A 25,163-nucleotide genomic window follows, 5' to 3' on the forward strand; every position below is an offset into this window, starting at 1 on the left:
TCAGCCATGGAAACTTTTTTTGATAAGCAGGTTAAAAGGCTTTACGAAAAAGCAGATAGTATTATCAATAATTTCTTCAACGCAAAGCGCAAAAATAGTCATGCCAAAATAACTATACCCCAAGAGTTTAAAGACGATTTTTTCAGCCTTGTTAATAAGGTTAATTTAAGCCTTATGGAAGACAAGGATAATTTCTATGGCTATTTTTTGCTGCAAATGGCCAGAGACATACGCTTTGACATCAGCAGCCCTACTGCCGTGAATTTTAAAGGGGCTAAATATGTTATCTATTTTAACCCTGTCATTTTTTTAAATCTTAATCTCAAGCAAATGGAAAGTACCATTAAACACGAAATACTCCATATCTTATCCCTGCATTTAATCAGAGCCAGAGAATTTAAGGCCGCCTACAGCACCTTAGCCATTAATCTGGCCATGAACATCGTCGTCAATACCTATTTAGATCATCTCCCCCCCTATTCGGTTACCTTAGAATGGGTCAATTTAACTTATTCGTTGGACCTCCTGCCCTTTAAACCCTTTGAATATTATGTGGAAGAGATTCAAGCTGCCCTGGACTTGCTGGAAGCGGATGAGGATGAGGATGCTGCACCTGATCGCGCTCAGGACGAAACAATAGAAACGGAGTATCATCCTGAAAAAACTCATGACCTTTGGGCAGACTCCAGGGATATGGATGACAAAACCCTTCAGGAATTTACGGAGAAGTTTATTGCTGATGCCCAAAAAGGCAGCATTCCCAATTACTTAGCAAGCATGATCTCATCCCTGAAAAACAGCAAAAGTGAATTGCCCTGGAATTTATATCTTAAGCGGCTGATGGGAACGGTTGAAAGCAATCAAAAGAAGACGATGACCAGACGAAACAGAAGACAGCCCGAGCGATTAGATATAAGAGGTCAACTTAGGAGTCATAAAGCCAAAATCCTTGTTGCCCTGGATATCAGCGGCAGCATCAGTGATCAGGAGTTTAATCAAGCCGTTAAAGAAGTCCTGGATATCGTTAGAAATTATAATCAGGAAATTACGCTGATCGAATGTGACAGTGAAATCCGGCGGGTGTATAAGGTCAGATCGGTGAAGGATATTAAAGATCGAATCAATATCAGAGGGGGCACCCGATTTACCCCGGTTTTTGAATATGCCAATCAGCATAAGGTTAATTTGTTAATCTATTTTACGGACGGCAAAGGTGAAGAAAAGCTTCTGACAATACCCAAGGGGTATAAAACCTTATGGGTTATTTCCGGGCAAGGAGATAAGCTTTCCTTGAAAGATGCCTATGGAGCCGTTAAAAGACTCAAGAAGATTGAACTAAAAGACGACTCCTTAACGATGAGCGATGTTAAACGAGAGGGATTTTCAATGAATGACCAGGAAAGCCTGAATTGAAAAACATTAGCGACCTCTCTGGATTACACTGTGGCCGGCTGTATGTTAAATGTAACACAGACATTCGTACCCCAATGACCGCTTTCAATGGTTAACGACGCATTATGGCGGATCACGATACTGTTGCATATTGCCAGCCCTAAGCCAATTCCAGTGTCCTTGGTTGTCAAAAACGGGGTTCCCAATTGGTTGATAATATCCGACTGTATGCCTGATCCATTATCTCTGATTATTAATGATAAACTATTAATCCACCGGCAAGTCTCAATAGTGACCTTGCCTCCTTTGTCGAGGGCCTCTAAGGCATTGTTGACGAGGTTCTTTATTAACTTTTGTATCTCAAATTCATCTAAACATATCTCCGGGAGCTCTTCCAGTTGGATGTCCAATGTTTTTCCCTGAGACCTTGCTAAAGTTTGCAAGGCTGGAGACATTGCCAAGAGAATTTGATTCAAATTCTTTATTTCCAAATTCAGACTTCTGTTTGGATCAACCAAGATCAATTCACTGATAACGAAATCAGCTGAGTTTAGTTCTTTAAGCATAAAGCCGGCATTTTTCAAAAATCGTTCCGGAGTAATCATGCCATCCGCCGCAAGTTGAAGAAATCCATGCACACCTGTTATGGAGTTTCTAATTTCATGAGCGAGACCTGCGGCAACCTTGCCGATAACCTTAATGCTTTCATTCTTTAAAGCCTCCCGCTCCCCTTGCCTGCGTCGGGATATATCCTGAACAAAACTTAATAATAAGGTTTCAAATCGAAAGGCTCGTACTTCTACGGGAAAACGCTCTCCGTTCTTCCGGAGATGATCCGTTTCGAAGGTAATTCCTTTGTGATAAGCTTCATGCATTTGCCGCCTGATTAAATGTCTGCAATCTGCTGCCCTTAAATCATGGACTCTCATGGTATTTAACTCTGCGCGGGTGTAACCATAGGCTTCTAATGCCGCTTTATTCCCTTCAAGGATATTTCCCTGTAAATCAATTAATAAAAAGATATCCGGTGAATTTTCAAAAAGCAGGCGATACTTTTGGAGCGTATTCCGCCTCCTTGCTCCCTCAAACATAATACAGCCTTGATTGATAGCATTCGGGTACGCCCTGCAGTCTTCCTGGCAGGTTGTCGTTTTTCTCAGGAAGCTTCTTCTGTTGACATCTGAACTTTTATTGACCTGGATTAACGCTAAACGTGGCTTAGAAAGGCAACATGTACTAAAGGGGATTTCATTCTTCCAACCATCGGACATGGTATTTTCCAGAACATTTCCTTTGCATTCTTCTCCCACAATAATCATCCCTTTCTTTACTCGATTGAAAATCCTGTCATTTCCTGAATGTTTTTAATGATTGTACTTTTTTGAATTAATTATAAAATTGTCTTGTATATTACTTTCAACATATGATGCAAAATCCCTCTAACTTTTTACATTTTTTTTCTTTTATATCACACTTTGTAATTTTTATATCTACACCAACTAAAAAGCACCGGCAATTCTCTGCATGCCAGTGCTCTCTTTATTCAGATTCTTCTAAATTGATCCCCTTAATCTGCTCACTTGTTAACTCCATTTTAACTGATTGAAGCTTTCCTGATTCTATCTTTTTTACGCAACCCTGCCAAAGACGCGATAACCAATCCGGCAAAAACTAAAATCATCCCGACCTGGGAAACGAGGGATAACTTTTCTTTCAGCAGAAATAACCCCAGAGCAGCTGCAGTAACCGGTTCCGCAAGGGTCAACGTAACTGCCTTAGGGAATGATATTTTTGCCAAACCATGAGAAAATAAAACATAAGCAAGGGCAGTAGCAACCAATCCTAAATGTAGGGCAACGCTGATACCTTGAATGGTCTTCAGCCAATCCAGATTGTAAAATAACAGAACCGGAGAAAGGAATAATGCACCAATGGAAAACACAACCCCGGTCACAGCTTCAGGGGGGTGAGACTTCAATAGTTCCTTGCTGACGGCGGCATAAAGTGCATAAGAAGCACCGGCCCCCAAGGCAAGAACAACACCAATGGAGTTCACTTCCAATTTCTTGCCGCCTGTAATCAATAAAACACATCCAATTACAGAGAGCAGGGTGGCTGCAGCCCATTTCAGTCCAGGATTTTCCCGGCGGAAAATCATAGAAATCAAGCCGGCGAACACCGGCGCGCTGCCGATGGCCACCACCGTTCCCACAGCTACTCCTGTTTTCAAAACCCCGGCAAAAAAGAAAAGCTGATAGGCAGACATACATCCGGCAGCAAAAAATGTATTCCACTTCTGCCATAGTGTTTTTCCTTTCAAAGCTCCCCGCCGCCAGGCAAAAATTAAAAGAGCCGCTCCGCCTACCGCCAGGCGTACAGATCCTACGGATAATGGCGAAGCGCCGGGTGGGGCGAAAGACTGGGCTGTGCCTGTTGTTCCCCATAGCATCGCCGCTGCCAGTACCAGTATCGAAAAAAAAGTCTCATTTTGTTTCATTTTGTTCTCCTTTAGGGTATTCAGCAATTCTTGTCTGTAACCATAATAAAACCTAAGGAGATCGTTGTTTTTACCGGAATTAGGATATAATTTAGCTCTTCTTCATATTGTTCCGCCTGAATTCTGCCGGAGTAATGCCTTCGATATCTTTAAAAATCCTGTTTAGTGAAGATTGATGGGCATATCCCACTTCCCAGGCAATCTGTAAAATATTAAGATTTGTCCCGAGAAGGAGTTGTTTTGACCTCTCAATTCTCGTTTTTTTCAGGAATTCCATCGGAGTACACTGCATAAGGCCTTTAAACCAGGAACAAAAGTAGCTAACAGTATAATGTTCTAAGGCGGCGAGCTTCTCCAAGCTTATATCTTCGTTATAGTGCTGCTGAATATATTTGGCCGAATCCGGAATCTTATTCACTGTTAAGATGGGATAAAAATAATGGAAGAGAGAACTGATCCTTGATGGTTCGAGGGTATTATCAGCTTCACTTAGCAGAAGGAATCTGATTGCTTTCCATTTTTCATCCATTTCATAGTTTCTTCCCCCTGGAAATCTGTCCAGTTCCCCCAATTGAAACATAAATTGGGGAATATCTAAGACAAGAAATTTATTACGATCTTTTGCCCAGAAGGTGTGCCGGCAGGAAGGGGGAAGCAAAAACAGATGAGCTTCATCCAACTTTAATTCCTTTGCGTCGGTCTTGATATTTAATGCCCCATGAAGCGGCATGATTAACTGAACAAATTTGTGATCATGGGTTTGCATGGCATCCGCATAAGTCCTGCTTTCACAAATTATTTTATTATCCACAACTGCCTCACCTTTCTTATAAGTATTGAAGTAACTTACTCATATAATATCAGTTTAACACCATACTTTAACATTCATATAAATAATTTATCCGAGGGGATTTTTATACCAATGTAACAATCAACAGTCTTTCCTTCTCCTCCACACAGGAAAGTTAAGGATATTTCTTTTCTTGACACTTCGCGCCATTTTGATAATCTTTAATTATCGAATATGCTGAATTAGGGGAGGCCTTTATGAACAACAATTCCATTCCAACTGAGATCGTGGATACTATCCTTGCCGAATTAAATATTGGTTTAACTCTGGTTGACAATACCGGAAAAATTATTTATTTCAATCAATTGGCCGGCGAATTGCTTGGGTGGAACTATAACCTCCCTGATAACAACATTCTCTCCTGTCATAAAAAAGAAACTCAGCACAAAGTCCTTGAGAAACTCAATCAATTTACCAATATGGAATGGCACAGAGTGATTAGAACTCCCCACAAGTTTATCGAAAATACCTATTCCCCCATCAATATTCCGGATAGATTCGCCGGAGCAATGATTATCACCAAGGATGTCACAGAAAGAGAGCAAAGCCTGGAACGATTAAAGAAAAATTCCGAGACCGATCTCCTCACAGGACTATATAACCGCAATCTCTTCCAGGATATTATTCAGAGCTATATCAGGGACTCCAAGCCCTACGGACTTATTATGCTTGATGTTAATGGCCTGAAGTATATTAATGACCATTTTGGCCATGAAGAAGGTGACCGAATCATCAGGGAAGCTGCAGCCGCGATCCGAGACAGTGTCAGGGACACCGATTTCGTCTTCCGTTTTGGCGGTGATGAGTTTCTGATTCTCACCTCTTATCAGGAATCCGTTCTAAAAATGATCGAAAACAGAATCAAGGACAAAAATAAGCTTCCCACCAGGAACAGCCCCGCGGTATTAAACTTAAGCCTGGGCTATGCTACTTCCTGTGAAGAAAAGAAGATGGAAGCTGTTTTGTCTTTGGCCGACCAACGAATGTACCAAGATAAGCAAGCCTTCTATTTGGGTGAAGGGAAGTACTTTAAGCAATCCGTATCGTAAAATCAAATTCTTGTGCCGACATTTTGCAAAATAATAAGGGCATGAATCCACTCCCTGACTTGGATTCATGCCCTTATCCCTATTTCGGATGACATTTGCCTTAACTTCATAAATGTTTTGAATCAGCCCCGGTGTAAGGATAGCCTCCGGGGCTCCAACTGCTTATTAAGGCCGCCTGCAGCATCTCAATAAATATTTCCAGTTTATTATTTTTTAATTTGGAAAACCTGAACTAAGTTAAGTTTAAACATGAAGATCAACAGAGAAATCGGTAAAGTGCAAAACAAAACTTATATATGGATGTTAAGTGGATTGATCGGTACGATCATTATGGATATATCTATGTATTAATTTGCAAAGAGCAAGTCAATTCTCTTTTTCGCTAAAACGAATAAACAAAAGTATGAAGCTTAAATACTGAAGTAAATAAACTAGATTAAGGAGAAAAACACTATGGAGCAACAAGTAAATAGGGCTCAATCAGAACAAATGCCTCTAGGAATTCCCTCTTTGGCATTACCCAATTCATCGGAAATCGGCCATCTCTGGACGAGCTACCAGGCGGAAACAATTTCTGTTTGTATGCTGAAACAATATGTCCAGGAAACAGGAGATCCCGATATTCGGGCATTATTACAGCAGGCACTTGATCTATCCAGCCAAAGGGTACATGCCATGGAAACAATATTTAATGCCATTCATCATCCCATTCCTTCGGCTTTTGGAGAGCAGGATGTTAATGTTAGCTCCGAAAATTTGTTTAATGATGAATTCAAACTGGCCTATACGCGTTTAATGCATAAATTAGTTCTGATCAATTATAGTCAGTCATTTACGCTTTCCGTTCGCCTTGATATTCGAAACTACTTTAAAGAGTGTATTGATACCTCTCAAGAGCTAATCGAAAAGGCTACAGATCTTCTAATAACTAAAAAAGCATTGATTCATTCTCCTTATATTGAGATTCCAAAGAGCATAAAATTTGTAGAAAATACGGATTATGCCGGTTCGTTGCTTTGGGGTAATACGAGACCTATAAACGCCATAGAATTAAGCCATGTGATTTCACTCTTGGAAGCAAAGATACTCATAAGGCTCCAAACAATCGCTTTTAGTCAAATTGTTAGTTCCAACACGGTAAGAGATCATTTTAAAAAATCCATCCTTATTTCCGATAAACAAATTGCAAAATTAGAATCTTTTTTAGACAACCAACACTTACCGAAACCCTCAGCAATTGATTATCATGTTACAGACTCTGTGAAGTCACCGTATAGTGACCGATTAATGATGAGTCATGCCACAGCATCCATAGCCTATATCATTGCGGGATATGGAATTGCCATACCCAATAGCCCAAATGTAAAACTCGTTGCTGCTTACCGTAGTTTTGCAACCGAGCTTATAGACCTATCTAAGGATGCTGCAAAACTGATGATAGAAAATAAATGGTTGGAAAAAATTCCAGAGACAACTGATCGAAAGGAATTGTTGCATTAATACATAGTTCTATTCATCATGAATGAAAAACCTGCCGAAAAAAACGGGCAGGTTTTAGATACACAGTCATACAGAGCCATAGTTATCCTGCTTTGTATTCTAAACCTATCGAGTTTCGATAGGTTTAAATTTGTCTTCAGGATTACTACACCAATCGAGTTATATAAGAAAATGAGCCCTCGGGTGTAGTTTCAAATGGTGCATCGGTGCACCATTTGAACGCTCATTCAGACATCCCCCAGCTGACAATCCGATAATACACTCTGGCGTCAGCCCATAGACAATGGCATAAAACAGCGCAAAAACAAGATGGTACCCACTCGTGCACCAGGCGAACAAACCCACATTGGTGAGATTCAGCACGGCCAGCAATTTGATTATGGGATATCAATGATTGCCTTATACAGGATAGCAAAAGCCCTTGATGTAGATCCCAGCCAGCTTCTTACCTTTAACTAATTATTTGCGGAAAAAGAAAAGAGCTGTTTCGCCATGGCAATAGTAGCGAAACAGCTCTTCTTACTTCCATCTACGGAAAATCACTCCCTCAAAAGACCTGCCTTGATGCCGTTCTCCTGTTCATTCGGCCATCCTCAGCCGTTCCACAATGCTTTGGTTAGTGGTTGCATAATAAACGACATAGGGAACGAGGGCTCCCAGCACAAAGAGCAGGGGCAGAATAATCAGCAAAGGCCAGAAAACGAAACGATAGCTTAAAAACCAGATTTGTTCGCTCAAAGGACGCAGGATAAGCAGTGAGAAACCTAAGCTCAGCAGGATGGAGCTCACCCCAGTCAAGGCTGCATAATAGCCGCCTTCGCTGCAGAGCATGCCAACCAACTGCCGGCGGGTCATTCCGATACTCTGCAGCATGGCCAATTCCCGGCGACGGGTCAAGATGCCGGTCAAGACGGCATTGACAAAGTTGAGTATACCAATCATCCCAATAATCGCCGCTAAGCTGCCGCCGATCAGAACGGCGGTGTCCCGCAGGCCCTCCAGGGAGGACAGGGCGGTAAATTTCGAGCTATAGTTCATAGTAGGCTCAATTTCCGCAGTATATCTTTTCAGGAAGTTCTCCAGGCCCTTCTCCCGATCTTCCGTAGCATTGAAGGCGTAGCTCATGGGGAAGGAATTATCGGTCAGCTCCCGGTAGATATCAGACGGTAAAAAGAAGGCCGAGCCTATCCAGGAACCATTGGTATTGGTCTGGGGATTGGCCACCACATGGCCCAAAACTGTCATTTCCCGTTCTGTGCCGCCGCAGTTCAAGGTGATCTTATCCCCTACCTGGTGATTAAAACGGCCGGTCTCCACCTTTCCCTGATCATCCGCCTGTACACCTTCCAGGATATAATCCCCGGCAGCCAGTTTTTCCTTATCCAGCTCACCGTCCACAAGCTTCAAGCGGGAAAAGGGGAATTCCTCCAGCCCATAAAGGGCAGTGGCCAAGGAACCGTCCGGCTGCCGGTTCATGGTTTGAGCTGAAGTCCTGCTCTGATAGCTGGCCCAGGAGCCATAGAGGCGTCCCCCTATTTCAAATCCTTCCTGAGCGCCGGCAGCAGAGATAAAATTCTCGCTGAGGGCACTGCTTTCACCGTCGTATTGGTTCTTGAACAAATTGGCATGGCCGAGCAGGAAGTCTGAGTCGCTGAACTTCTCCAGTCCTTTATTCAGGTCAACGCTTTGCGACATTGTAAATACCGTGTTGGTCAGCACAATGCTGAGACTGAGACTGAGGATAACCAGCACTGTGCGGCGTTTGTTGCGCCCCAGGTTAGCCACGGCCATCCGCCAGGGTTTAGCGCCATGGCGGGATTTTTTAAGCTTTTTGCTGCCGCTGTGCTCATGATCCGTATAGCGCACCGCTTCCACGGGGGATATTCTGGCCGCCATTTTTCCCGGTTTATGAGCGCTGATCCAGACCGTAAATAAAGCAAACAGAGCAGCGCCCGCGAAGATGAGGGGATCAGGAGATACAGAAACCCCGCTGCCGGCGTAGCTGGAGCGCTCCATCAAATAGGGCACCAAGGCCTTCCCCACAAAGAATCCTGCCAGAAGCCCCAGCGGAATGCCGATCAGGGAGAGCCTCAGGACCTGACGGCGGATGATAGCCCGCAGCTGACGGCCGGTGGTACCGATGGTTTTGAGCAGGCCATAAAAACGGATATCCCGCAAAACCGAGATCTGAAAGATATTGTAAATAATCAGATAGCCCGTCAGGACAAACAGGAGCAGGGCACTGGCCAGGGCGGTCATGGTTCCGGCGTCCATCCCCACTCCTGTGGACAGATAAGCCCAGTTGATGCCGGTAGCCAGGTAGTTAGAGGCGCCCTCCTCCATGGAGAAGCCGCTTTCAGTCACAACCCGCTCCAGATTTTCCGCAATGTTCAGGCTGCCGGCGAATTTGATGTAACCTGTGACGGCACCTGTCAAAGAGTTATCCTCGGCATAGGTATATTGCAGCTCATCCGAATGGACATCCAGATAAGCATGTGAGGCAAAAATCTGACCGATATTGAATCCAGGATCGCTTTCCCACCAGCCGGCCAGAATGAAATCCCGCAAGACCCGCTGGCCATGAACCGTGAGCTCCAAAGTAAGCGGTGCCCCCACTTCCTGAGGAACCCCTAACAGCTCCAGGGTTTTGGTATCGGCGATCACTTCGTTCCCGGCCTGAGGCTTGCGCCCGCCTGTGGGCTCCGCAAAACCGTACTTCAGCCCCACATCATCATAGTACCAGAATTCTGTATGCCGCCTGATCAAGGCCTGGTTATCCACGCTATCGCTCAGGGTTTTGCAATAAGCCATTTCCTTAACCAGAGGATGCTGTTTGATCCGTTCATAGTCTTCATCCCTGACATATTTAACAGCGGCATGCCCATCTCCGCCGGACATGATCATGGAGGCCCGCTGGATGCTTTCTACCAGGCCGAAGCCCATGGTAAAAACACTGGTGAAGAGAATGGCCGTCAGGGCGATGGCAATAACGGCAATCACGTTGCGGGTTCCGGCCGCACGGAAGTTGCGGTCAGCCAGAGTGCGGATGGCTTGGTTGTTTTTCACCTTGATCATATTTGTCCACCGCCCGCTAGTTTACCGTCCTCAATCCGAATGATCCGGTCGGCCAGCTGGGCCAGTTCTTCGTTATGGGTAATCATGACGATGGTCTGCCCGAATTTTTCCCCGGTCACTTTGAGAAGCCCCATCACGTCCTGACTGGTTCTGCTGTCTAGATTCCCGGTGGGTTCGTCGGCCAGGATAATGGCCGGTTTGGCGGCTATGGCCCTGGCGATGGCGACCCGCTGCTGCTGGCCTCCGGAAAGATGGTTCGGAAGATTCTGCAGCTTGCTTTCCAAACCCAAGGTTTGAACGATCCGGGTGACATACTCCTCATCCGGCTCGTTGCCATCCAATTGGATGGGCAAAATAATGTTTTCATAGACATTGAGCACCGGCACAAGGTTATAGCTCTGGAAGACGAAGCCGATCTTGCGCCGCCGGAAAATCGTCAGCTCCTCATCTTTCAGGGAGAAAATTTCCTTGCCATCCACGGAAACAGTCCCGCCGCTGGGCCGGTCAAGTCCCCCGAGCAGGTGAAGCAGAGTGGATTTGCCGCTGCCGGAAGTGCCCACCACAGCGACGAATTCCCCCTTTTCCACCGCCAGGTTCACCCCGTCCAAGGCGCGGACAGCCGTATCACCATCCCCGTAATATTTGCGCAGGTCCGTTGTTTTTAAAATAACCATGATCATTCCTCCAAAAGAAAAGTCTGTATCACATTCTTCCTTGATACAGACAGGATAACACAACAATCTTTCCTTATTCTTTCTCAGATCTAACAGTTTTGTAAGATTTCAGCGTTTTTCAGTAGGCAAAAAAACCGAGAATATCGAGCCTCGCCCCAGTTTAGAGGATGCCTTGATATATCCGCCGCCGGCGGCAAGAATTTCCCTGACCAGAAACAGCCCCAGCCCCACGCCCTCTTGTCCGCTCACTGCCGGAGAACGGTAAAAACGGGCAAAGATTTTGCTTTGTTCTGCCTCTGCTATGCCCATTCCTTCATCGGAGATATCAATCCGGTAAAAGAGCTCATAGGGAATAGCCCGGATTCGGATCAGGCTTTGCGGGGGAGAATATTTCACCCCATTGTCCAGGATGTGTATAGAGCCTCGACCGTCCATTTGGGATCGTAGTAGGCCGTACCCACTGCCCTTTCTGCTTCAAGACGGATTCCTTTCTCCTTGGCTTTTAATTTGATTTGAGCTATGGCTGCTTCAATCAAGGCCTGCACCTCACCCTGCCGGGGGGATACCGCAATGATTCCGCTTTCGAGACGGGATGCTTTCACCAGGGCTCCGATCAGAAAATCCAGCTTTTGGGCCTGAGCTGACAGCGCATTGACGCAGAGGGAACATTCCTCCGGCAGCTCATACTCCTCAAGAAGCTGGGAATACAACAGGAGATTGGCAATGGGTGTCTTGGTCTGATGGGAAATGTCCGCGATCAGGCCCTTTATTTTATCCTTTTCCGCAGCCAGATTTCGGGAGGACACCGCACACACCGCTAAGAAACGTGCCATTCTGGCCTCTGTAGCCGACAAGAGGGATTCATCGAAAGCGGTTTCGGCGAAGCTGCCCTCGATAGCCTTGTCCAGCATGGCATTTAAGGAGTCCATGAGCCGCCGCATTTTTCTCCGTTGCCAGAGAATTACAATAGCTGCCAGGGCAGTCACAGTTACAGCAACAGCGACTCCCCCTGCTGCCCAGATCCACTTATCCATATCAGGGCACCGCCCAGGTGTAACCGATACCATAAACGGTCTTGATGAAACGCGGGGAGGATGGCATGTCCTCCAATTTATTGCGCAGGCGGTTAACGGTTACTGAGAGAGCATTCTCATCCACATATTCGGCACCCTCCGTCCAAATGGCATCCACCAGCTGAGCCCGGGTCAAGGTGTGCCCGCGGTTTTCCAACAAGATGCGCAGCAGCTTTTGTTCTGTTTTGCTCAGCTCAATGGGAACACCCTTCTTGGCAAACTCCATTTTGGCAAAGGAAAAGCAAAACCCCTCAATCTCTACCATGTCGCCGGCTGAAGTACTGGTGTTTCTCAGCCTGGCGTTGACCCTGGCCCGCAGGATCATCAGGCTGAAGGGTTTGGTGATGTAGTCATCCGCTCCCAGTTCCAGACCCCTGACCACGTCGGTTTCCAGGTCATTGGCGGTCAGGATGATGACCGGAAGGGCTGAAGTTTGGCGCAGCTCCTTAAGAAAATCCAGTCCGTTGCCATCAGGCAGGTTGAGATCCAGAATCACCAGCTGAAAAGGGGTACTCCGAGCTGCTTGTCTCGCTTCAGCTAAGTTCCGGGTCTGTACAAAGGCAAAATTACTGTCTTTAAAAGCCAGAACTATCCCTTCGCTCAAGGATAGATCATCTTCAACGATCAGGATCTTATTTATTTTGCTCACACCTCCCGGGTGAAATTATGGAAATCAATCCATCAAAATCCAGGTTTTTATCCTATTCTATACGGAACTTGTGTGAAATAACACCCTTTTCCCGATAAACTCTGATGGATTAGCGTGTCCACTCGCATCATCCAAAACATCGGCGCGACATTCGGCTCCGCCATTTTAGCAACCGTTGTCAGCAATTCCATGAGTGGAGAAGCGGCCACAGCCAGCACTATTTCCGGTGCTTATCACGCCGGGTTTATGGTTTGCACCAGGCGTCCACGGGTTTTTCTGCATCTTTTAGTTTAAAAATTCGGCGGTTTGAGATGACTAATCCAGATTAGTGGAGGGCTTCCTATGAAGTCTTATTAGTTTGCTTAGCCTTTCTCACAATGGTTTAGGGCAGGAGCTGGACTATTATTACACACGGAAAAGCTAAGAATGGAATTAAACAGCCTATGAAACTAATAATAAATCCAATTATATCTGAATGCTTTCCAAAAGGCTTCCATTGATTTTTCTCACAACTAACTCTCATAAACCAGAGAAAAACCATCAATGGTACTAAATATAATACTAGCAAAGTCCAGGCATTATCAGAATGCTTTATAAGGTATTGTTGGTATGAAACAAAAAAACTTACTATTATCCAATAGATTACACCCAAAATCAGCCTATGGAAAAGAAACTGTATTTTATCAAAAATCATTTTATCTTTGATGTTATTCACTCCTTGGCACCCCAATATCTTTTGTTCACTTTGTCTTGAAGAACTGCACCGCACAGTTGATTACCTGCTCTTTTCCGCCTGGATTCATAATGCGGTGATCCGCACCATGAATCTCGGTGAGTCCCGCACCGAACCGCTCGGCAAAGCGCCTTGCCGCCTCCACCGGGGCGGTCTCATCAGCGTCACCGTGGACCATTGCCAGCTCGGCCATATCCGGCCGGCAGAGTTGGAACAAGTCATGGTCCCCAAGGTCATCGTAGAATTCTCTGGTGATCTTCAACGGGTGAAGATAGTTAAGATCCAGGATAATGTAGCCCTGCTCTCTTAGCTGAGCATACTGCTCCGGCGAAGTGCCGTTTCTAAACAACCCCGGCATATCCACTGCCGCACAGCGCAGGAAGGATTTCTTACCCAAATGAGGACGCGTCGCCAAATAGATCAGGTTAATGTAGGCGCCAAAGCTGGAGGAGAAGTAAGCAATTTCTGCGGCGGGCCTGAGTTTATGTACATGGGCTTCGACGGCGGCCAGGTCGTTGAGACAGTTGGCTATCCTTAACAAATCACCTGTCACCGGACTATCACCGTGGGCGGGAAAATCAAAGCTGTAAGTGCCTATGCCATGTTCGGACAGCGCCGCCGAGATGGCTTGAGCTGTGGGACTTTCTTTGCTGCTGCCAAAACCATGGCTGATAATGACAGCCGTCCGCTCGTCACCTCTTAAATTATTCACACAAGGAATATGATAACCGTTTAATCCGCAGATGGTTTCTTTTTTCATGCTAACCTCCTGGATGTTTTTTCTAACTCTTCGATTACTGATTGCTTTTTTCCTGCCCCACTGATCACGGGATCTGCAGACTTCTTTCGCTTAACGGCTTCCCTGCGATTTCAATCAGGGGCACGCGATTTTATATTGGGAATAAGAATGCCGCAAAGCACCATAAGCGCGCCGATGTATCCCCTGATTGCAAGTATTTCCCGCAAAAGGACAAAAGCAAAAAGGGCGGAAAATACTGGTTCCAAAGCATACAGCAATCCGGTATGTTCCGGGGTGGTGTACTTTTGGGCGATAGACTGCATCACAAATCCGAAAGCGCTGGAAACAAGGGCCAAGCCCATAATAGCACCCCATTGCGCCGCTCCCACAGGCAGCGATGGCATCTCAAAAATAAAACTGGCGATCAATCCATAGAGACCGGCAAAACCGAGCTGGTAAACACCTAAGAGCAGGCCGTCTACCCTCCGGATGAACCGGTCGGTAAGAATGATATGGCAGGCATAGAAAAAAGCACCGGCGATGCAGAGGGCCGCGCCGGTATCGAAGCTGAGAGATTCATGAATTGTCAGTAAAGCAATGCCCATAATGGTGAAAACCGTCCCCGCCATCACCTTTGGCTGCGTTTTTTTTCTGGTGATAATTATTTGCAGGATCGGGACAAACACCACGGTCGTGCTGCATAAAAAGCCTGCCGCCGAGGCCGTGGTGGTTTTTAAGCCATACATAATGAAACCGAAAATAGCGAAAATGACCAGCCCCAGAACAGCCCCGTACTGAAGCACAATCCCATCGGCTTTTCTTACTTTTTTATTAAAGATCAAAGCGGTTGCCGCAAAAGCGATACAACAACGCAAGGCGATCATATTGAGGGGGGCAATCCCTTCGAGCCCTACTTTCATCAACAGATAAGACGCGCCCCAAACCATGGCGACCAGAGCGATGGCACCATCGGCTTTCTTTTGCGTCCAGCCTCCTGGCACCATTTTTTCCCGTATCACGGTATCGGCTTGCATATATCTGCCCTCCTTTGTAATCCGTTATAAAATGATCGATCATGTTCAGCAAATACCGATAAACGAAATCAAACCGGATTTGAGGGAAATCGGATCTAAACCCTAAATTTCTCGATCAATACTCTTAGTTCTTCCGCGATTCTCGCTAAGCTCTCCCCTGAGTTGGCAATTTCTCCGATTGCAGCGGCCTGTTCTTCCATAGCCGCTGACGCCTGCTCCGTGCAAGCCGCATTCTCTTCAGAGATTGCCGACAGATTTTGCGTCAAGTCAATAATTTTGTTTTTATTCTCTGCCATTAAGCCCGCAGAATAATTCAGTTGATTAATGGTGTTTTTTATAGTATCGATCCCCTCTGCTATCCCTGCAAATTTTCCTTCAGTTTGTTTAACACTTCCCGCTTGTTCCTCAACAATCTGCTGGGTTTGCCGCATCAAATCAACGGCAGTTTGCGATTTTGTCTTTAACTCATTGATGACCGTTTTAATGTCATTGGTGAAGCTATCGGATTGCTCGGCAAGCTTTCTGATTTCCTCAGCAACAACCGCAAAACCCCTGCCTGCTTCCCCTGCTCTGGCCGCTTCTATTGCGGCATTTAAAGCTAAAAGATTGGTCTGGTCTGCAATGCTTTGAATCATGGTGCTGGCGCTTTCAATTTTCTCTGCACTTTCATTGTTGCTCATGATAATCTGAAAGGCATTGCTTGCAGCTTCATGATTATTCTGAGTTTTATCAATAAGCTCAGCCAAAATTAAGAAACCTTCTTCTTTTTGCTTTTCAATTTTCACGGCCGCTATATTGAATTCTTGCAAATTATTGAAATCTTGTTCCAATAAATTACCCAACTCTTTTATATGACCGGCTGTTGTTTCGGTATCTCTTGCTTGGTCACCGGCACCGCCGGCGATTTCCCCAATCGTTTTGGTAATTTCATCTGACACTGTAGCTGCTTGCTGGGAAGCAGCCGTTAATTCCTCCGCTGACGCTGCCAGCTGTTCCGCGGCACCGGCGGTTTTGCGGATAAATTCAGCCACATTACCTCTCATAATTCCCAGCGCCCTCACCATATCCCCAGTTTCATCGTTTCGGTTCAAGTACTTTTCGTCATATGCTTTTTCATCTGCGGAAAAATCCAAACCGGCAAAATCTTGTATTTTCCTTGTAACTGCTAAAATAGGTTTTGTTATACTACCCGAAACAAAATATAACAACATAAAGGTTAGTATGAGGATGGTTGTTGCGGAAAAAATAATGATATTTATAATTTTCCTTGCACTAGACTCTAACTCTTTTTCTGTCATAAATGACCCTAATATCCAATCGGTTCCCTCCACTTTAGAGGGACTGACAATATACTTTTCACCATCAATCAAGACATCAAATGGTTTTAGTTCTTTAGCCAAAAGCTTATCTAATCCTTCAATCCCAACTTCTTCGATTTTTTTAAAATTGTTATCGGATTTTTGTCCATCGGCCATGATAACACCTGTATTATGTACAATCAGAGAATATCCTGTTTCGCCGGTCTTCATTTGCTTTAACATATCGCTAATAGCCGATTGTTGGACATCAATAGCAACGACACCGAGGAATTTTCCATTTTCGTCCGTAAATGAACGGGCATTGCTGGTCAGCATTAAAGACTCGTAAGTGTAAGGATCAGTTCGGATAATACTTCCGTTTTTGTGCTCGGCGTCACGGTACCAAGGCCTTTGGGTAGGGTCATATCCCGCTGTTATACTATCTTCCGGCCATTGTATATATCTACCGTCTTCCGTTCCCAGATAAACATACATTGTCCCTTCGTGACTATCGGCATATTGCTTGAATACTTCGTAGATTGCCTGTTCAATGCCTCCATTGACCGAAGGCTTCATTTGAACAGCCTCCGTTGTATTTTTATAGGTTCTAATACTGTCATCGACCTTCATGACCAAAGGATTTGTCGCCATCATATCGATATTTTTGTCCAGCTGCTCATAAAAAATGTTAATTGCCTGAGAAACGGTCTTCATTTGTTCTCTGGAATTACTAATATAACCATCATAAGCCTGTTTATTTACTTGATAAACGACAATACCGCTGACACTTGCCAACATTAGCAAAAGAACAGCGGTTGTAGATATGAGAATCTTCCCCTTTACTCCAATAACCCTTTTTTTCATAAAATCAGCCTCTTTTTTCGGTAAATTTTCCACTTAAAGGGATTTTGTTAACCAAAAAGTTGACCACCCTAAGACAAAACCCGATCTGCTGGTTTTGGTAAAAACCAGCAGATCGGGAGGAAAGATGGTCAAGCTGAGAATCTATCCTCATTTATCTTCTTTCTGCCTTGCCCTGGCCTAAAGCTTTAACCAAGCTCACAACCATGAGGAGCATAATAATCATGAAAGGAAAGCTAAACATAAGTGCCACTGTCTGAACTGCGGAAAGCCCACCGGCTACAAGGAGCATAGCGGCTAAAGCTCCTTCCACAACACCCCAAACAATTTTTAGCCGGGCATCCGGGTTAAGTTCTCCGCCGGAAGTAAACATTCCGACAACGAAGGTCGCGGAGTCAGCAGAAGTGATGAAGAAGATAGCCAATAAGATCATCGTAAGCAGTGCCAGCAGGCCACTAAAGGGGAAATGACTGAGCATTGCGAAAATACCGCTGGAAACATCTTCAGCAACGGCGGCACCAATTCCTCCGCTGCCAAACAGCTCAATGTTAAGAGCACTGCCGCCTACGATGCTAAACCATATTGCGCTTAACAAAGTGGGCGCCACAAGTATGCCTACCATGAATTCACGAATGGTTCTGCCTTTAGAAATCCGGGCGATAAAGCTTCCGACAAAGGGAGCCCAGGTGATCCACCAGGCCCAGTAAAAAACTGTCCAGGAGCCAATCCAGTCATAACCTGTATGTTTGGCAACGGTTCCCTGAGTATCCAGAAAGAAACTCAAAGAAACGATGTGTTGCAGATAATTGCCGAGTGATTCGGAAAAAAGATTCAGGATATATTTTGTCGGGCCAGCGAATAAAAGGAAAAGCATCAGCAGGAAAGCAATCACCATATTAGTATTGCTGAGAAATTTAATACCTTTATCAATTCCGGTCACAGCTGAGATGGTAAACAAAACCGTGATGATGGCGATTAACACAATCGTTACAGTGGTGGTATTAGGAAGACCGTATTCGTAGTTCATTCCTGTGGTAAGCTGTTGGGCACCCAATCCGAGGGACGTTGCAACTCCAAAGAGAGTTACGATAACAGCAATGGCATCAATGATTTTGCCTACAGGTCCTCTGATGCCCTTCTCTCCAATTAATGGGTAGAGAGTGGAGCTGATCAGGCCAGGAAGACCTTTGCGGAATTGAAAATAAGCCAGAGCCAGGGCAACAATTGCATATAAAGCCCAGGGATGCAGCCCCCAGTGAAAAAATACCGTACGCATTGCAATGCCGGCAGCCTCCGGGGTCTTGCTGTCCGCGAAAGGGGACGTGTCAAAATGCATAATCGGCTCAGCTGCACCCCAGAACACCAGGCCGACACCCATGCCTGCGGCAAAGAGCATGGCAAACCAGCTTCCACGACTATGCTCGGGTTCTTCATCATCTTTACCGAGCTTGATATTGCCGTATTTGCTTACTGCCAAACCAAGACAAAAAACAACAAACAGAGCCGCAGACAACATATAGGCCCAACCCAGGTTCTTGGTGAAAAAAGAGAAGATCTCATTAAAAACTTTGGCAACACCCTTTGGAGCCACCAGTGCAGCAACTACAAATGCTGCCGAGATGATCAGTGAACTCCATAATATCGGTTTATCTACTTTGCTTACACTTTTCATAGACACCCCCCATTCTGCAATTTTGGCTTTGATGTTGGGCGCAGAAACAATCCTCAGCAGAATTCTTAGATGTTACTATCTAGCCAACTACTTTCTTAGTTTAAAAACCAGTGTAGATGCTATCATACATTTTGGGATCATAAACAGCTTTTCGGTTGGGACATTCTTTGGAACATAACATACAATTCTCGTAGTTATCGCTGGGGAACCAAATACCGGAAACTGACTTCATGGGTAATATCAGAGAACTATCGGTCAGCTCAGCACCAATCAGGTCTTTAACATTACCGATAATTGCAAACAACTTTTGTTGTTCCTGAATACTCCAATCCACAACGGAACCCGGATTCATCTGGGCAATTGAGTCTATTTTATAGTTCTCTTGCAAATGAATATCCAATGCTTCTTTGGCTAAACGCATGGCCTTTTCACTCAAGGCGTTGGCCCAAAAGTTTAAGAGCATATCATCAATGGAATCAGCCCAGTCCGCCAATTCCTTACCGCAGGTAACAATAGCCGGAAAGAATTCACTTACCCCATCCAAATTAACCCTAAGCACACGACTATTTAACTTAACCCCATTAATTACCACATAACTGTCCCCACTTGCTTCCACAACGGCCTTTCTATAGACAGCCTTGGGTCTGGCGATGGCGGCAGCCTGTTCAACTAATTCTTTAAACTTATTGAGATAAGAATTTTTCACGTGCAGCTCATCCACAAGACTTGGCAGATTTGCCTTGAAGAAAATATTATCCAGAACCACTGGCTCCATCTTCAATACCTCCTTGACCTAACCGGCTACAACCAGTTCGGACGACCGAGAATCGTTGCCTGAACTTTCGTATCCAGGTACAAATCATTTGTCTGACTTGTATTCGTTTTTAAATACTGATCTTGGAAATCCACCGTCAGATCGTAATAAACAACACCTGCTTTCTCAGCCGAACGTTTCGCTTCTTGTTCGAATTGTTGGCGGGCATATTCTTTGGCTTCCGTCAAGTTTTCAAAGACTTTACGCTCCCAAGGACTATGCAGGATAAATCCACCTCCGGCGTTGGGCCGGATAAGAGCATCCATCGTTTCTATCAGCTTGCCTGAAGCAGCCCCAACAGCATTGGCTACTTCGGAATGTTCAGGAATCATTAACTTACAGCGTAACTTCTCGGCAGCCTTGGGCAAGTAATCCTTGACCGGTGCACCGATAGCGATCAGCGGATAGTTCACTTGTACTGCAAGATTAAACGGTTCTTCGCTGCAAGGATCAAAAATCTTATCCAAAAAAATTTCTGCTTTTAGATTCTGCTTGATATTCGGAGAGGTTTCATTATGATTCAGCATACTGTCAAATAAGGCCAGACAGAGATTTTCCGTAACCTGATTCAGGGCAAGTTTGATAAACTCTTCAGAAGACACACCCAGTCTGTGGGCCATAATTTCTATACCCAGCTTAGAAGCGTTTACATTCCCCGGAGTATAGGACCCTTGGACATGCAGGAGATCCGTCGGGGTAAGAGATGCCTTAACGAGCATACCAAATTCCACGAGGCGTTGAAGGTTTAAAAAATACGGTTCTATACCTAACTGTTTAGCCAGGGATAAATGAGTATGAGCTCCGGATTTCAAGGTCTTCAGTGCTGATAATTCCACCTCACTCAAGATTAGAGGAGATTTGTCTTTTAGGAAAATATAACTGTCCGTGGGCTGAGCAAAAGGAACCGTCCAAACAGCTTCCATCTGATCCTGCAGCTCTTGAATAAGGTAAGGGTACTTGTCCGCGGCAATGGCCAATGGCCATACCCGCTGGGGACCAACCGACAATCTGCCTTTGCTATCTATCTTAATGTAACTGTCTCCGCCGAGACCGCAAGTAACTATATCTGCGGCCCGTACCCTGGTTAACCATCCCCCTACGGTAGCCCCTTCCGGGTTCACTTTGGGTACACCGTCTTTTAAAACAGCAATATCTGTGGTAGTTCCGCCCATATCCAGAATGATCGCTTTATCCGCGCCTGTCAAAGAAGTTGCACCGACAATACTGGCAGCAGGACCGGAAAGAATGGTCTCAATAGGTTTATCCATCGCCCCTTCCTCCGTCATTAAGGTGCCATCGCCTTTAACGATCATTAACCTCGCCTGAATATTAAATTCTCTTAAGACTGCTTTTACCGAAGCCATTAATTCTTTGATGACAGGGATAAGTTTGGCGTTTAATACGGCCGTAACCGTACGTTCGCGGAAACCTAAAGAAGAGGTCAGTTCGTGGGCACAAACAACCGGAACACCTAAAATTTCATCCACAATCTCCCGTACCCGGAGTTCGTGTTCAGGGTTTCTGACACTTAAATACCCTGAAATCGCCATAGCATCAACGTTTCCTTGAAATTTAGTCAGCGCTGCGCGAATTTCCCGGATGTCCAGATCAGCCAGAGGATTTCCGGAGATATCGTGCCCGCCTTGCAAAACTGCATAGTTCTGAGTGGGGAGCACACCAGGCAACTCATTTCCTATTAATAATAATCCTGCTTCACATCCGCGCCCTTCTACCACAGCATTGGTCGCTAAAGTGGTCGATAAAGAAACGAGTCTGATCTGCTGCCAATCACGTTCTTGGAGATTATTAATGCAATTGCGAATACCAATGGCTAAATCCTGATGAGTGGTTAAAGCTTTAGCTTTGGCAATGACCCGTTGTTTGGAATCTAAGAGTACACCATCGGTATAAGTTCCTCCTGTGTCGATTCCTAGTATCAAATAACCCGCCCCCCTTACCGGATGGTCTGAGCACTATCTTTGTCAATATATTTCATAGATATCCTCTGTCGATAAGTTCTCTATACGGGAAATCACACCGGCACCCACTGTTCTTTGGGGATTACCCAAAGAACAAATGGCTAAACTCCTGCCGGAAATTCCTATATCAAAAGCCACCTCTACTTATTAAACTTCGTATAAGCCTTTACGATGAGCCGTCAAATAATTCATACAATAGGAGTCCTGGCCCAATAATGCCAGCGAAGCATAAATAACTCCCATCATCTCTTTATCCGTAGGATTAAGAATATAACCATCCATCCCCACAGTCATGGTCTGCACAACAAACAGCCTGTTCAATACCTTGCGGTTGGGCAGTCCAAAGGAAACATTGCTGAGACCACAGGTAAAATGCACCTTAGGGAATAATTGTTTAATGAGTTTTATGGACTCCAATACTTCAACACCCGCTTTTTCTACCGCACTAATCGGTTTAACCAGGGGGTCAAAGTAAATATTTTCGTCGGGAACACCGGCTTCCGTAAGTTTTTGATAAAGGCTTTGGGCTACTCGTACACGATCTTCGCCGGTTTCCGGCATTCCCGTATCATCCATGCATAAGGCCACAACTTTAGCATTGTATTTAACGGCTAAGGGCAAGATGCTATCAAAACGTTCCTTCTCATCAGAAATGGAATTAATCATGGGTTGGCCATACTTAACAAGTCTTAAACCGGCCTCAATGACTTTGGGATCCGGGCTGTCAATACTGAGGGGCGCCTCAACCGCTTCCTGTACCGTATTAACCAGCCATTCCATGACCTCAGCCTCATTATTAACCATGGTTCCGCAGTTGACATCAATATAATTGGCTCCGGCTTCCAGCTGATCTTTAGCCACCTGTTTAATATAATCGGCATCTTTCGTTTCTACTGCTGCTTTAATGGCTTTTCTGCTCGTATTGATAAGTTCTCCGATAATTAACATCTTCTAACCCACTTTCTAATAGTTTTTAGTTTCCGGTCAGTAAGTTTAAGGAAAAGGTTCAGGCAGTTGCATTACTGCCTGAACCCTATTCAGATCGATTAAACCGCCAGCTTCTCGCACAGCTCCTTGGCGGCCATAGCATCCGCCGCATAACCGTCCGCACCGATTTGGCCGGCAAATTCCTGGGACAAAGGCGCTCCGCCCACAATAATTTTTAAGTTCTTGCGTAAACCAGCTTCCGTAAGGGCATCTATCGTATCCTTCATGGCAACCATGGTTGTGGTTAACAGAGCAGACATGCCAATGACCTGGGGATTGTATTGCTTGGCCGCCTCCACGAATTTTTCCACCGAGACATCGACACCTATATCGATAACCTTAAAGCCGCCGCTTTCCAGGATCATGGCTACTAAATTTTTACCGATGTCGTGGAGATCCCCGGCCACAGTGCCGATGATGACGGTTCCCTTGGAAGGAATATCAACATCATTAATCAAAGGTTTAACCAATTCCATACCCGTTGCCATAGCTCTGGCCGCCATCATGACTTCCGGCACGAACATTTCCCCGGCTTTAAACTTAGGGGCTACGATATCCATACCGGCGATTAATCCCTGGTTGATGATGGCTAAGGGCTCCGCACCGCTGTCAATAAGTTCCTTGGTGATTTGTGCCGCACCACCAAAGTCTCCCCGGAAGACGGTATCCGCCAATTTATTGAAATCACTCATTGTTTTTCCTCCTTGTTAAGATAAATGATAGTTTATATCTTCTCAGATACGCCTGGCTTACTGTTTGTCAGATTTTTCTCCCCAGGATTTCCCCGCAGTTTTGAAAAACCCGATCAATATGATGGCCATAATGATCATCGTCGGCAGAGAACCAGCTGTTGCCGCCGTTTGCAGAGGTGTCAATCCTCCCAGGAACATTAAGGTCAGAGAAAGACCGCCAATGATTATGGCCCAAGACAAGCGATTCCATTTCGCCGGATTTTGCCCTTTTTCCAATTTGGTCGATGAAACCATGGCAAGGGTATAAGCAATGCTATTGATGGAAGTAGCCGTGGAAATAAACACGAGTATCAAAATAGCTACCAGAAAAACACTGCTGAAGGGCAACGTACTCCATATTTCTACGGCGGCTCTAAAACCACCTGATTCCTCAACAATTCTGCCAATGTCAACTTTGTTATTCACGAAAACGTTGATGCTGTAGTTGCCCAGGACAGCGAAATACAAGAAGGCACAGAGGACTCCCGAGAATGTTGCACCTAAAGTAAATTCTCTTACCGTTCTTCCTTTGGAAATCCTGGCCAAGTAAATTCCTGTGCTGAGCGCAAAAGCTAAAAACCAGGCAAAGAAGAAAATCGGCCAATTTTGAGGGAATCCCGTTCCCAAATGGGCGTCAGTATAAAAACTCATCCTCAAAAAATCGTTCAAGTAAACTCCAAGGGCGTCGAAGGTATTGTTAAACATAAAGGACGTCGGGCCTAAAATGACCACCAAAGCCAAGATAGCATATCCTAAATAAATCCGGAAATTACTTAAGCGGGCGATCCCCTTTTCAAGGCCACCATAAACGGATATGGCAATAATAACTGTCCAGATCAGGATGATAACAGCATCCACTGCGAGAGTACGCGGTTGTCCGGATAATTTAGTGAAGATTTCACTGATGATCGGGGTACCTAAACCAATGGAGGTAGCAACACCGGCGATGATCCCGATCATGTAGAAAATATCGATAACTTTTCCTAAAGGACCGTGGACGCGTTTGCCTAAAAGACCCTCGCAGGCAGTGCTTGGTCTAAAGACGTCTTTTTTGAGAACGTAGAAAAAGTATCCAAAAACCACACCGACAGCTACATACAAACCGTAAGCGCTTATTCCCCAATCGAAGAAGCTAAAGGCCAAAGAATACTTCCAAGCCTCCGCCGAGAGTGGGTCCGCCCCAAAAGGCGGAGCAGTGAGGAAAAAGTAAAATTCCATGCTGCTCCAATATAAAATCGTCCCGGTGGTTCCGGCACTAAAGAGCATGCCTAACCAGGTCAGGGTACTAAATTCCGGTTTTTCATCTCCCAATCGTTTATTGGCGAATTTGCCAAAGATAAAATAGAGAATAATCCCTAAGTTGGCAAAGACGAATAGCTCGTAAGCCCATCCCAAGTCCCCGGTAACGAAAGCAAACACTTTGTTGATTGTAGCGGTTCCGGCTTCAGGATATTTAATAATATAGGCACATATTAATGTAACTAAAACTAACGGGGGAAAGAATATTCTTTTATCTATTTTGGCGGAACCTTGCGCCTCGTTCATAAATTCCCTCC

19 protein-coding genes and 1 pseudogene are annotated in these 25,163 nt (G+C 45.1%); 4 read left to right on the forward strand and 16 right to left on the reverse strand.

The annotated features are described in order from the left end of the window. Positions 1-6 precede the first annotated feature (6 nt). Positions 7-1,413: a vWA domain-containing protein gene (locus DESYODRAFT_RS17000; protein WP_007784970.1), complete on the forward strand. Its 1,407-nt coding sequence runs from the start codon at positions 7-9 to the stop codon at positions 1,411-1,413. Positions 1,414-1,436: 23 nt separating this feature from the next. On the opposite strand, the gene DESYODRAFT_RS17005 is transcribed toward DESYODRAFT_RS17000, so the two are convergent. The 3 genes from DESYODRAFT_RS17005 to DESYODRAFT_RS17015 all read right to left on the reverse strand — a co-directional run bounded on the left by DESYODRAFT_RS17005 (position 1,437) and on the right by DESYODRAFT_RS17015 (position 4,700). Next, positions 1,437-2,711, reverse strand: a complete 1,275-nt coding sequence (locus tag DESYODRAFT_RS17005; protein ID WP_007784971.1) for a two-component system sensor histidine kinase NtrB — start codon at positions 2,709-2,711, stop codon at positions 1,437-1,439. 275 nt (positions 2,712-2,986) lie between these two features. Continuing rightward, a complete protein-coding gene (locus DESYODRAFT_RS17010; RefSeq protein WP_007784972.1) occupies positions 2,987-3,889 on the reverse strand; it encodes a DMT family transporter in 903 nt (300 codons plus the stop codon). Between the two features lie 91 nt (positions 3,890-3,980). Next, the gene (locus DESYODRAFT_RS17015) at positions 3,981-4,700 is read right to left on the reverse strand and encodes a helix-turn-helix transcriptional regulator (RefSeq protein WP_007784973.1); all 720 of its coding nucleotides are present in this window, start codon (positions 4,698-4,700) and stop codon (positions 3,981-3,983) included. 236 nt (positions 4,701-4,936) lie between these two features. On the opposite strand from DESYODRAFT_RS17015, the gene DESYODRAFT_RS17020 reads away from it, so the two are divergent. Beyond that, complete coding sequence (locus DESYODRAFT_RS17020) at positions 4,937-5,788, forward strand: diguanylate cyclase domain-containing protein (RefSeq protein WP_007784974.1); 852 nt, start codon at positions 4,937-4,939, stop codon at positions 5,786-5,788. A gap of 453 nt (positions 5,789-6,241) precedes the next feature. After that, the gene (locus tag DESYODRAFT_RS17025) at positions 6,242-7,288 is read left to right on the forward strand and encodes a DUF3231 family protein (protein ID WP_007784975.1); all 1,047 of its coding nucleotides are present in this window, start codon (positions 6,242-6,244) and stop codon (positions 7,286-7,288) included. Between the two features lie 579 nt (positions 7,289-7,867). Here DESYODRAFT_RS17025 and DESYODRAFT_RS17030 read toward each other — a convergent pair. The 4 genes and pseudogenes from DESYODRAFT_RS17030 to DESYODRAFT_RS17045 form a co-directional block, all read right to left on the reverse strand. Continuing rightward, entirely contained in the window at positions 7,868-10,363 is a 2,496-nt protein-coding gene (locus DESYODRAFT_RS17030; RefSeq protein WP_007784976.1) for an FtsX-like permease family protein, read from the reverse strand. Beyond that, positions 10,360-11,037, reverse strand: coding sequence for an ABC transporter ATP-binding protein (locus DESYODRAFT_RS17035; protein WP_007784977.1), 678 nt, complete (start codon positions 11,035-11,037; stop codon positions 10,360-10,362). Before DESYODRAFT_RS17035 ends, DESYODRAFT_RS17030 begins: the two co-directional genes overlap by 4 nt. A gap of 108 nt (positions 11,038-11,145) precedes the next feature. Further along, a pseudogene (locus DESYODRAFT_RS17040) lies at positions 11,146-12,071 on the reverse strand (sensor histidine kinase). 1 nt (position 12,072) lies between these two features. Next, on the reverse strand, positions 12,073-12,759 hold the full coding sequence (locus tag DESYODRAFT_RS17045) for a response regulator transcription factor (RefSeq protein WP_007784981.1): 687 nt from the start codon (positions 12,757-12,759) through the stop codon (positions 12,073-12,075). A gap of 114 nt (positions 12,760-12,873) precedes the next feature. Between DESYODRAFT_RS17045 and DESYODRAFT_RS27815 the strand changes: the two genes are divergently transcribed. Further along, a complete protein-coding gene (locus DESYODRAFT_RS27815; protein WP_207636346.1) occupies positions 12,874-13,053 on the forward strand; it encodes a hypothetical protein in 180 nt (59 codons plus the stop codon). A 446-nt stretch (positions 13,054-13,499) separates the two neighbouring features. Here DESYODRAFT_RS27815 and DESYODRAFT_RS17055 read toward each other — a convergent pair whose 3' ends face one another. The 9 genes from DESYODRAFT_RS17055 to caiT form a co-directional block, all read right to left on the reverse strand. After that, the gene (locus DESYODRAFT_RS17055) at positions 13,500-14,252 is read right to left on the reverse strand and encodes an alpha/beta hydrolase (protein ID WP_007784983.1); all 753 of its coding nucleotides are present in this window, start codon (positions 14,250-14,252) and stop codon (positions 13,500-13,502) included. A gap of 110 nt (positions 14,253-14,362) precedes the next feature. Next, positions 14,363-15,265, reverse strand: a complete 903-nt coding sequence (locus DESYODRAFT_RS17060; protein ID WP_007784984.1) for a DMT family transporter — start codon at positions 15,263-15,265, stop codon at positions 14,363-14,365. Positions 15,266-15,360: 95 nt separating this feature from the next. Further along, a complete protein-coding gene (locus DESYODRAFT_RS17065; protein ID WP_007784985.1) occupies positions 15,361-17,427 on the reverse strand; it encodes a methyl-accepting chemotaxis protein in 2,067 nt (688 codons plus the stop codon). Positions 17,428-17,578: 151 nt separating this feature from the next. Then, on the reverse strand, positions 17,579-19,096 hold the full coding sequence (locus DESYODRAFT_RS17070) for a glycine betaine uptake BCCT transporter (RefSeq protein WP_007784986.1): 1,518 nt from the start codon (positions 19,094-19,096) through the stop codon (positions 17,579-17,581). A 100-nt stretch (positions 19,097-19,196) separates the two neighbouring features. Further along, the gene (locus tag DESYODRAFT_RS17075) at positions 19,197-19,871 is read right to left on the reverse strand and encodes a hypothetical protein (protein WP_007784987.1); all 675 of its coding nucleotides are present in this window, start codon (positions 19,869-19,871) and stop codon (positions 19,197-19,199) included. A gap of 26 nt (positions 19,872-19,897) precedes the next feature. Beyond that, positions 19,898-21,850 carry a hydantoinase/oxoprolinase family protein gene (locus tag DESYODRAFT_RS17080; protein ID WP_007784988.1) on the reverse strand — a complete coding sequence of 651 codons (1,953 nt, stop codon included), beginning with the start codon at positions 21,848-21,850 and terminating at the stop codon, positions 19,898-19,900. A gap of 186 nt (positions 21,851-22,036) precedes the next feature. Beyond that, a complete protein-coding gene (locus DESYODRAFT_RS17085; protein WP_007784989.1) occupies positions 22,037-22,837 on the reverse strand; it encodes a methyltetrahydrofolate cobalamin methyltransferase in 801 nt (266 codons plus the stop codon). A 98-nt stretch (positions 22,838-22,935) separates the two neighbouring features. After that, positions 22,936-23,568: a cobalamin B12-binding domain-containing protein gene (locus DESYODRAFT_RS17090; RefSeq protein WP_007784990.1), complete on the reverse strand. Its 633-nt coding sequence runs from the start codon at positions 23,566-23,568 to the stop codon at positions 22,936-22,938. A 57-nt stretch (positions 23,569-23,625) separates the two neighbouring features. Continuing rightward, a complete protein-coding gene (gene caiT, locus DESYODRAFT_RS17095; RefSeq protein ID WP_007784991.1) occupies positions 23,626-25,152 on the reverse strand; it encodes an L-carnitine/gamma-butyrobetaine antiporter in 1,527 nt (508 codons plus the stop codon). Positions 25,153-25,163: the final 11 nt, after the last annotated feature.

The sequence above is a fragment of the Desulfosporosinus youngiae DSM 17734 genome (genome assembly GCF_000244895.1).
GTDB classification, from domain to species: Bacteria; Bacillota; Desulfitobacteriia; order Desulfitobacteriales; family Desulfitobacteriaceae; genus Desulfosporosinus; species Desulfosporosinus youngiae.

Excerpts from the sequence above, each read along its gene's own strand:
- DESYODRAFT_RS17000 (WP_007784970.1), top strand. The coding sequence starts at position 7 with ATGGAAACTTTTTTTGATAAGCAGGTTAAAAGGCTTTACGAAAAAGCA.
- DESYODRAFT_RS17005 (WP_007784971.1), bottom strand. The coding sequence starts at position 2,711 with ATGATTATTGTGGGAGAAGAATGCAAAGGAAATGTTCTGGAAAATACC.
- DESYODRAFT_RS17010 (WP_007784972.1), bottom strand. The coding sequence starts at position 3,889 with ATGAAACAAAATGAGACTTTTTTTTCGATACTGGTACTGGCAGCGGCG.
- DESYODRAFT_RS17020 (WP_007784974.1), top strand. The coding sequence starts at position 4,937 with ATGAACAACAATTCCATTCCAACTGAGATCGTGGATACTATCCTTGCC.
- DESYODRAFT_RS17025 (WP_007784975.1), top strand. The coding sequence starts at position 6,242 with ATGGAGCAACAAGTAAATAGGGCTCAATCAGAACAAATGCCTCTAGGA.
- DESYODRAFT_RS17030 (WP_007784976.1), bottom strand. The coding sequence starts at position 10,363 with ATGATCAAGGTGAAAAACAACCAAGCCATCCGCACTCTGGCTGACCGC.
- DESYODRAFT_RS17035 (WP_007784977.1), bottom strand. The coding sequence starts at position 11,037 with ATGGTTATTTTAAAAACAACGGACCTGCGCAAATATTACGGGGATGGT.
- DESYODRAFT_RS17055 (WP_007784983.1), bottom strand. The coding sequence starts at position 14,252 with ATGAAAAAAGAAACCATCTGCGGATTAAACGGTTATCATATTCCTTGT.
- DESYODRAFT_RS17060 (WP_007784984.1), bottom strand. The coding sequence starts at position 15,265 with ATGCAAGCCGATACCGTGATACGGGAAAAAATGGTGCCAGGAGGCTGG.
- DESYODRAFT_RS17065 (WP_007784985.1), bottom strand. The coding sequence starts at position 17,427 with ATGAAAAAAAGGGTTATTGGAGTAAAGGGGAAGATTCTCATATCTACA.
- DESYODRAFT_RS17070 (WP_007784986.1), bottom strand. The coding sequence starts at position 19,096 with ATGAAAAGTGTAAGCAAAGTAGATAAACCGATATTATGGAGTTCACTG.
- DESYODRAFT_RS17075 (WP_007784987.1), bottom strand. The coding sequence starts at position 19,871 with ATGGAGCCAGTGGTTCTGGATAATATTTTCTTCAAGGCAAATCTGCCA.
- DESYODRAFT_RS17085 (WP_007784989.1), bottom strand. The coding sequence starts at position 22,837 with ATGTTAATTATCGGAGAACTTATCAATACGAGCAGAAAAGCCATTAAA.
- DESYODRAFT_RS17090 (WP_007784990.1), bottom strand. The coding sequence starts at position 23,568 with ATGAGTGATTTCAATAAATTGGCGGATACCGTCTTCCGGGGAGACTTT.
- caiT (WP_007784991.1), bottom strand. The coding sequence starts at position 25,152 with ATGAACGAGGCGCAAGGTTCCGCCAAAATAGATAAAAGAATATTCTTT.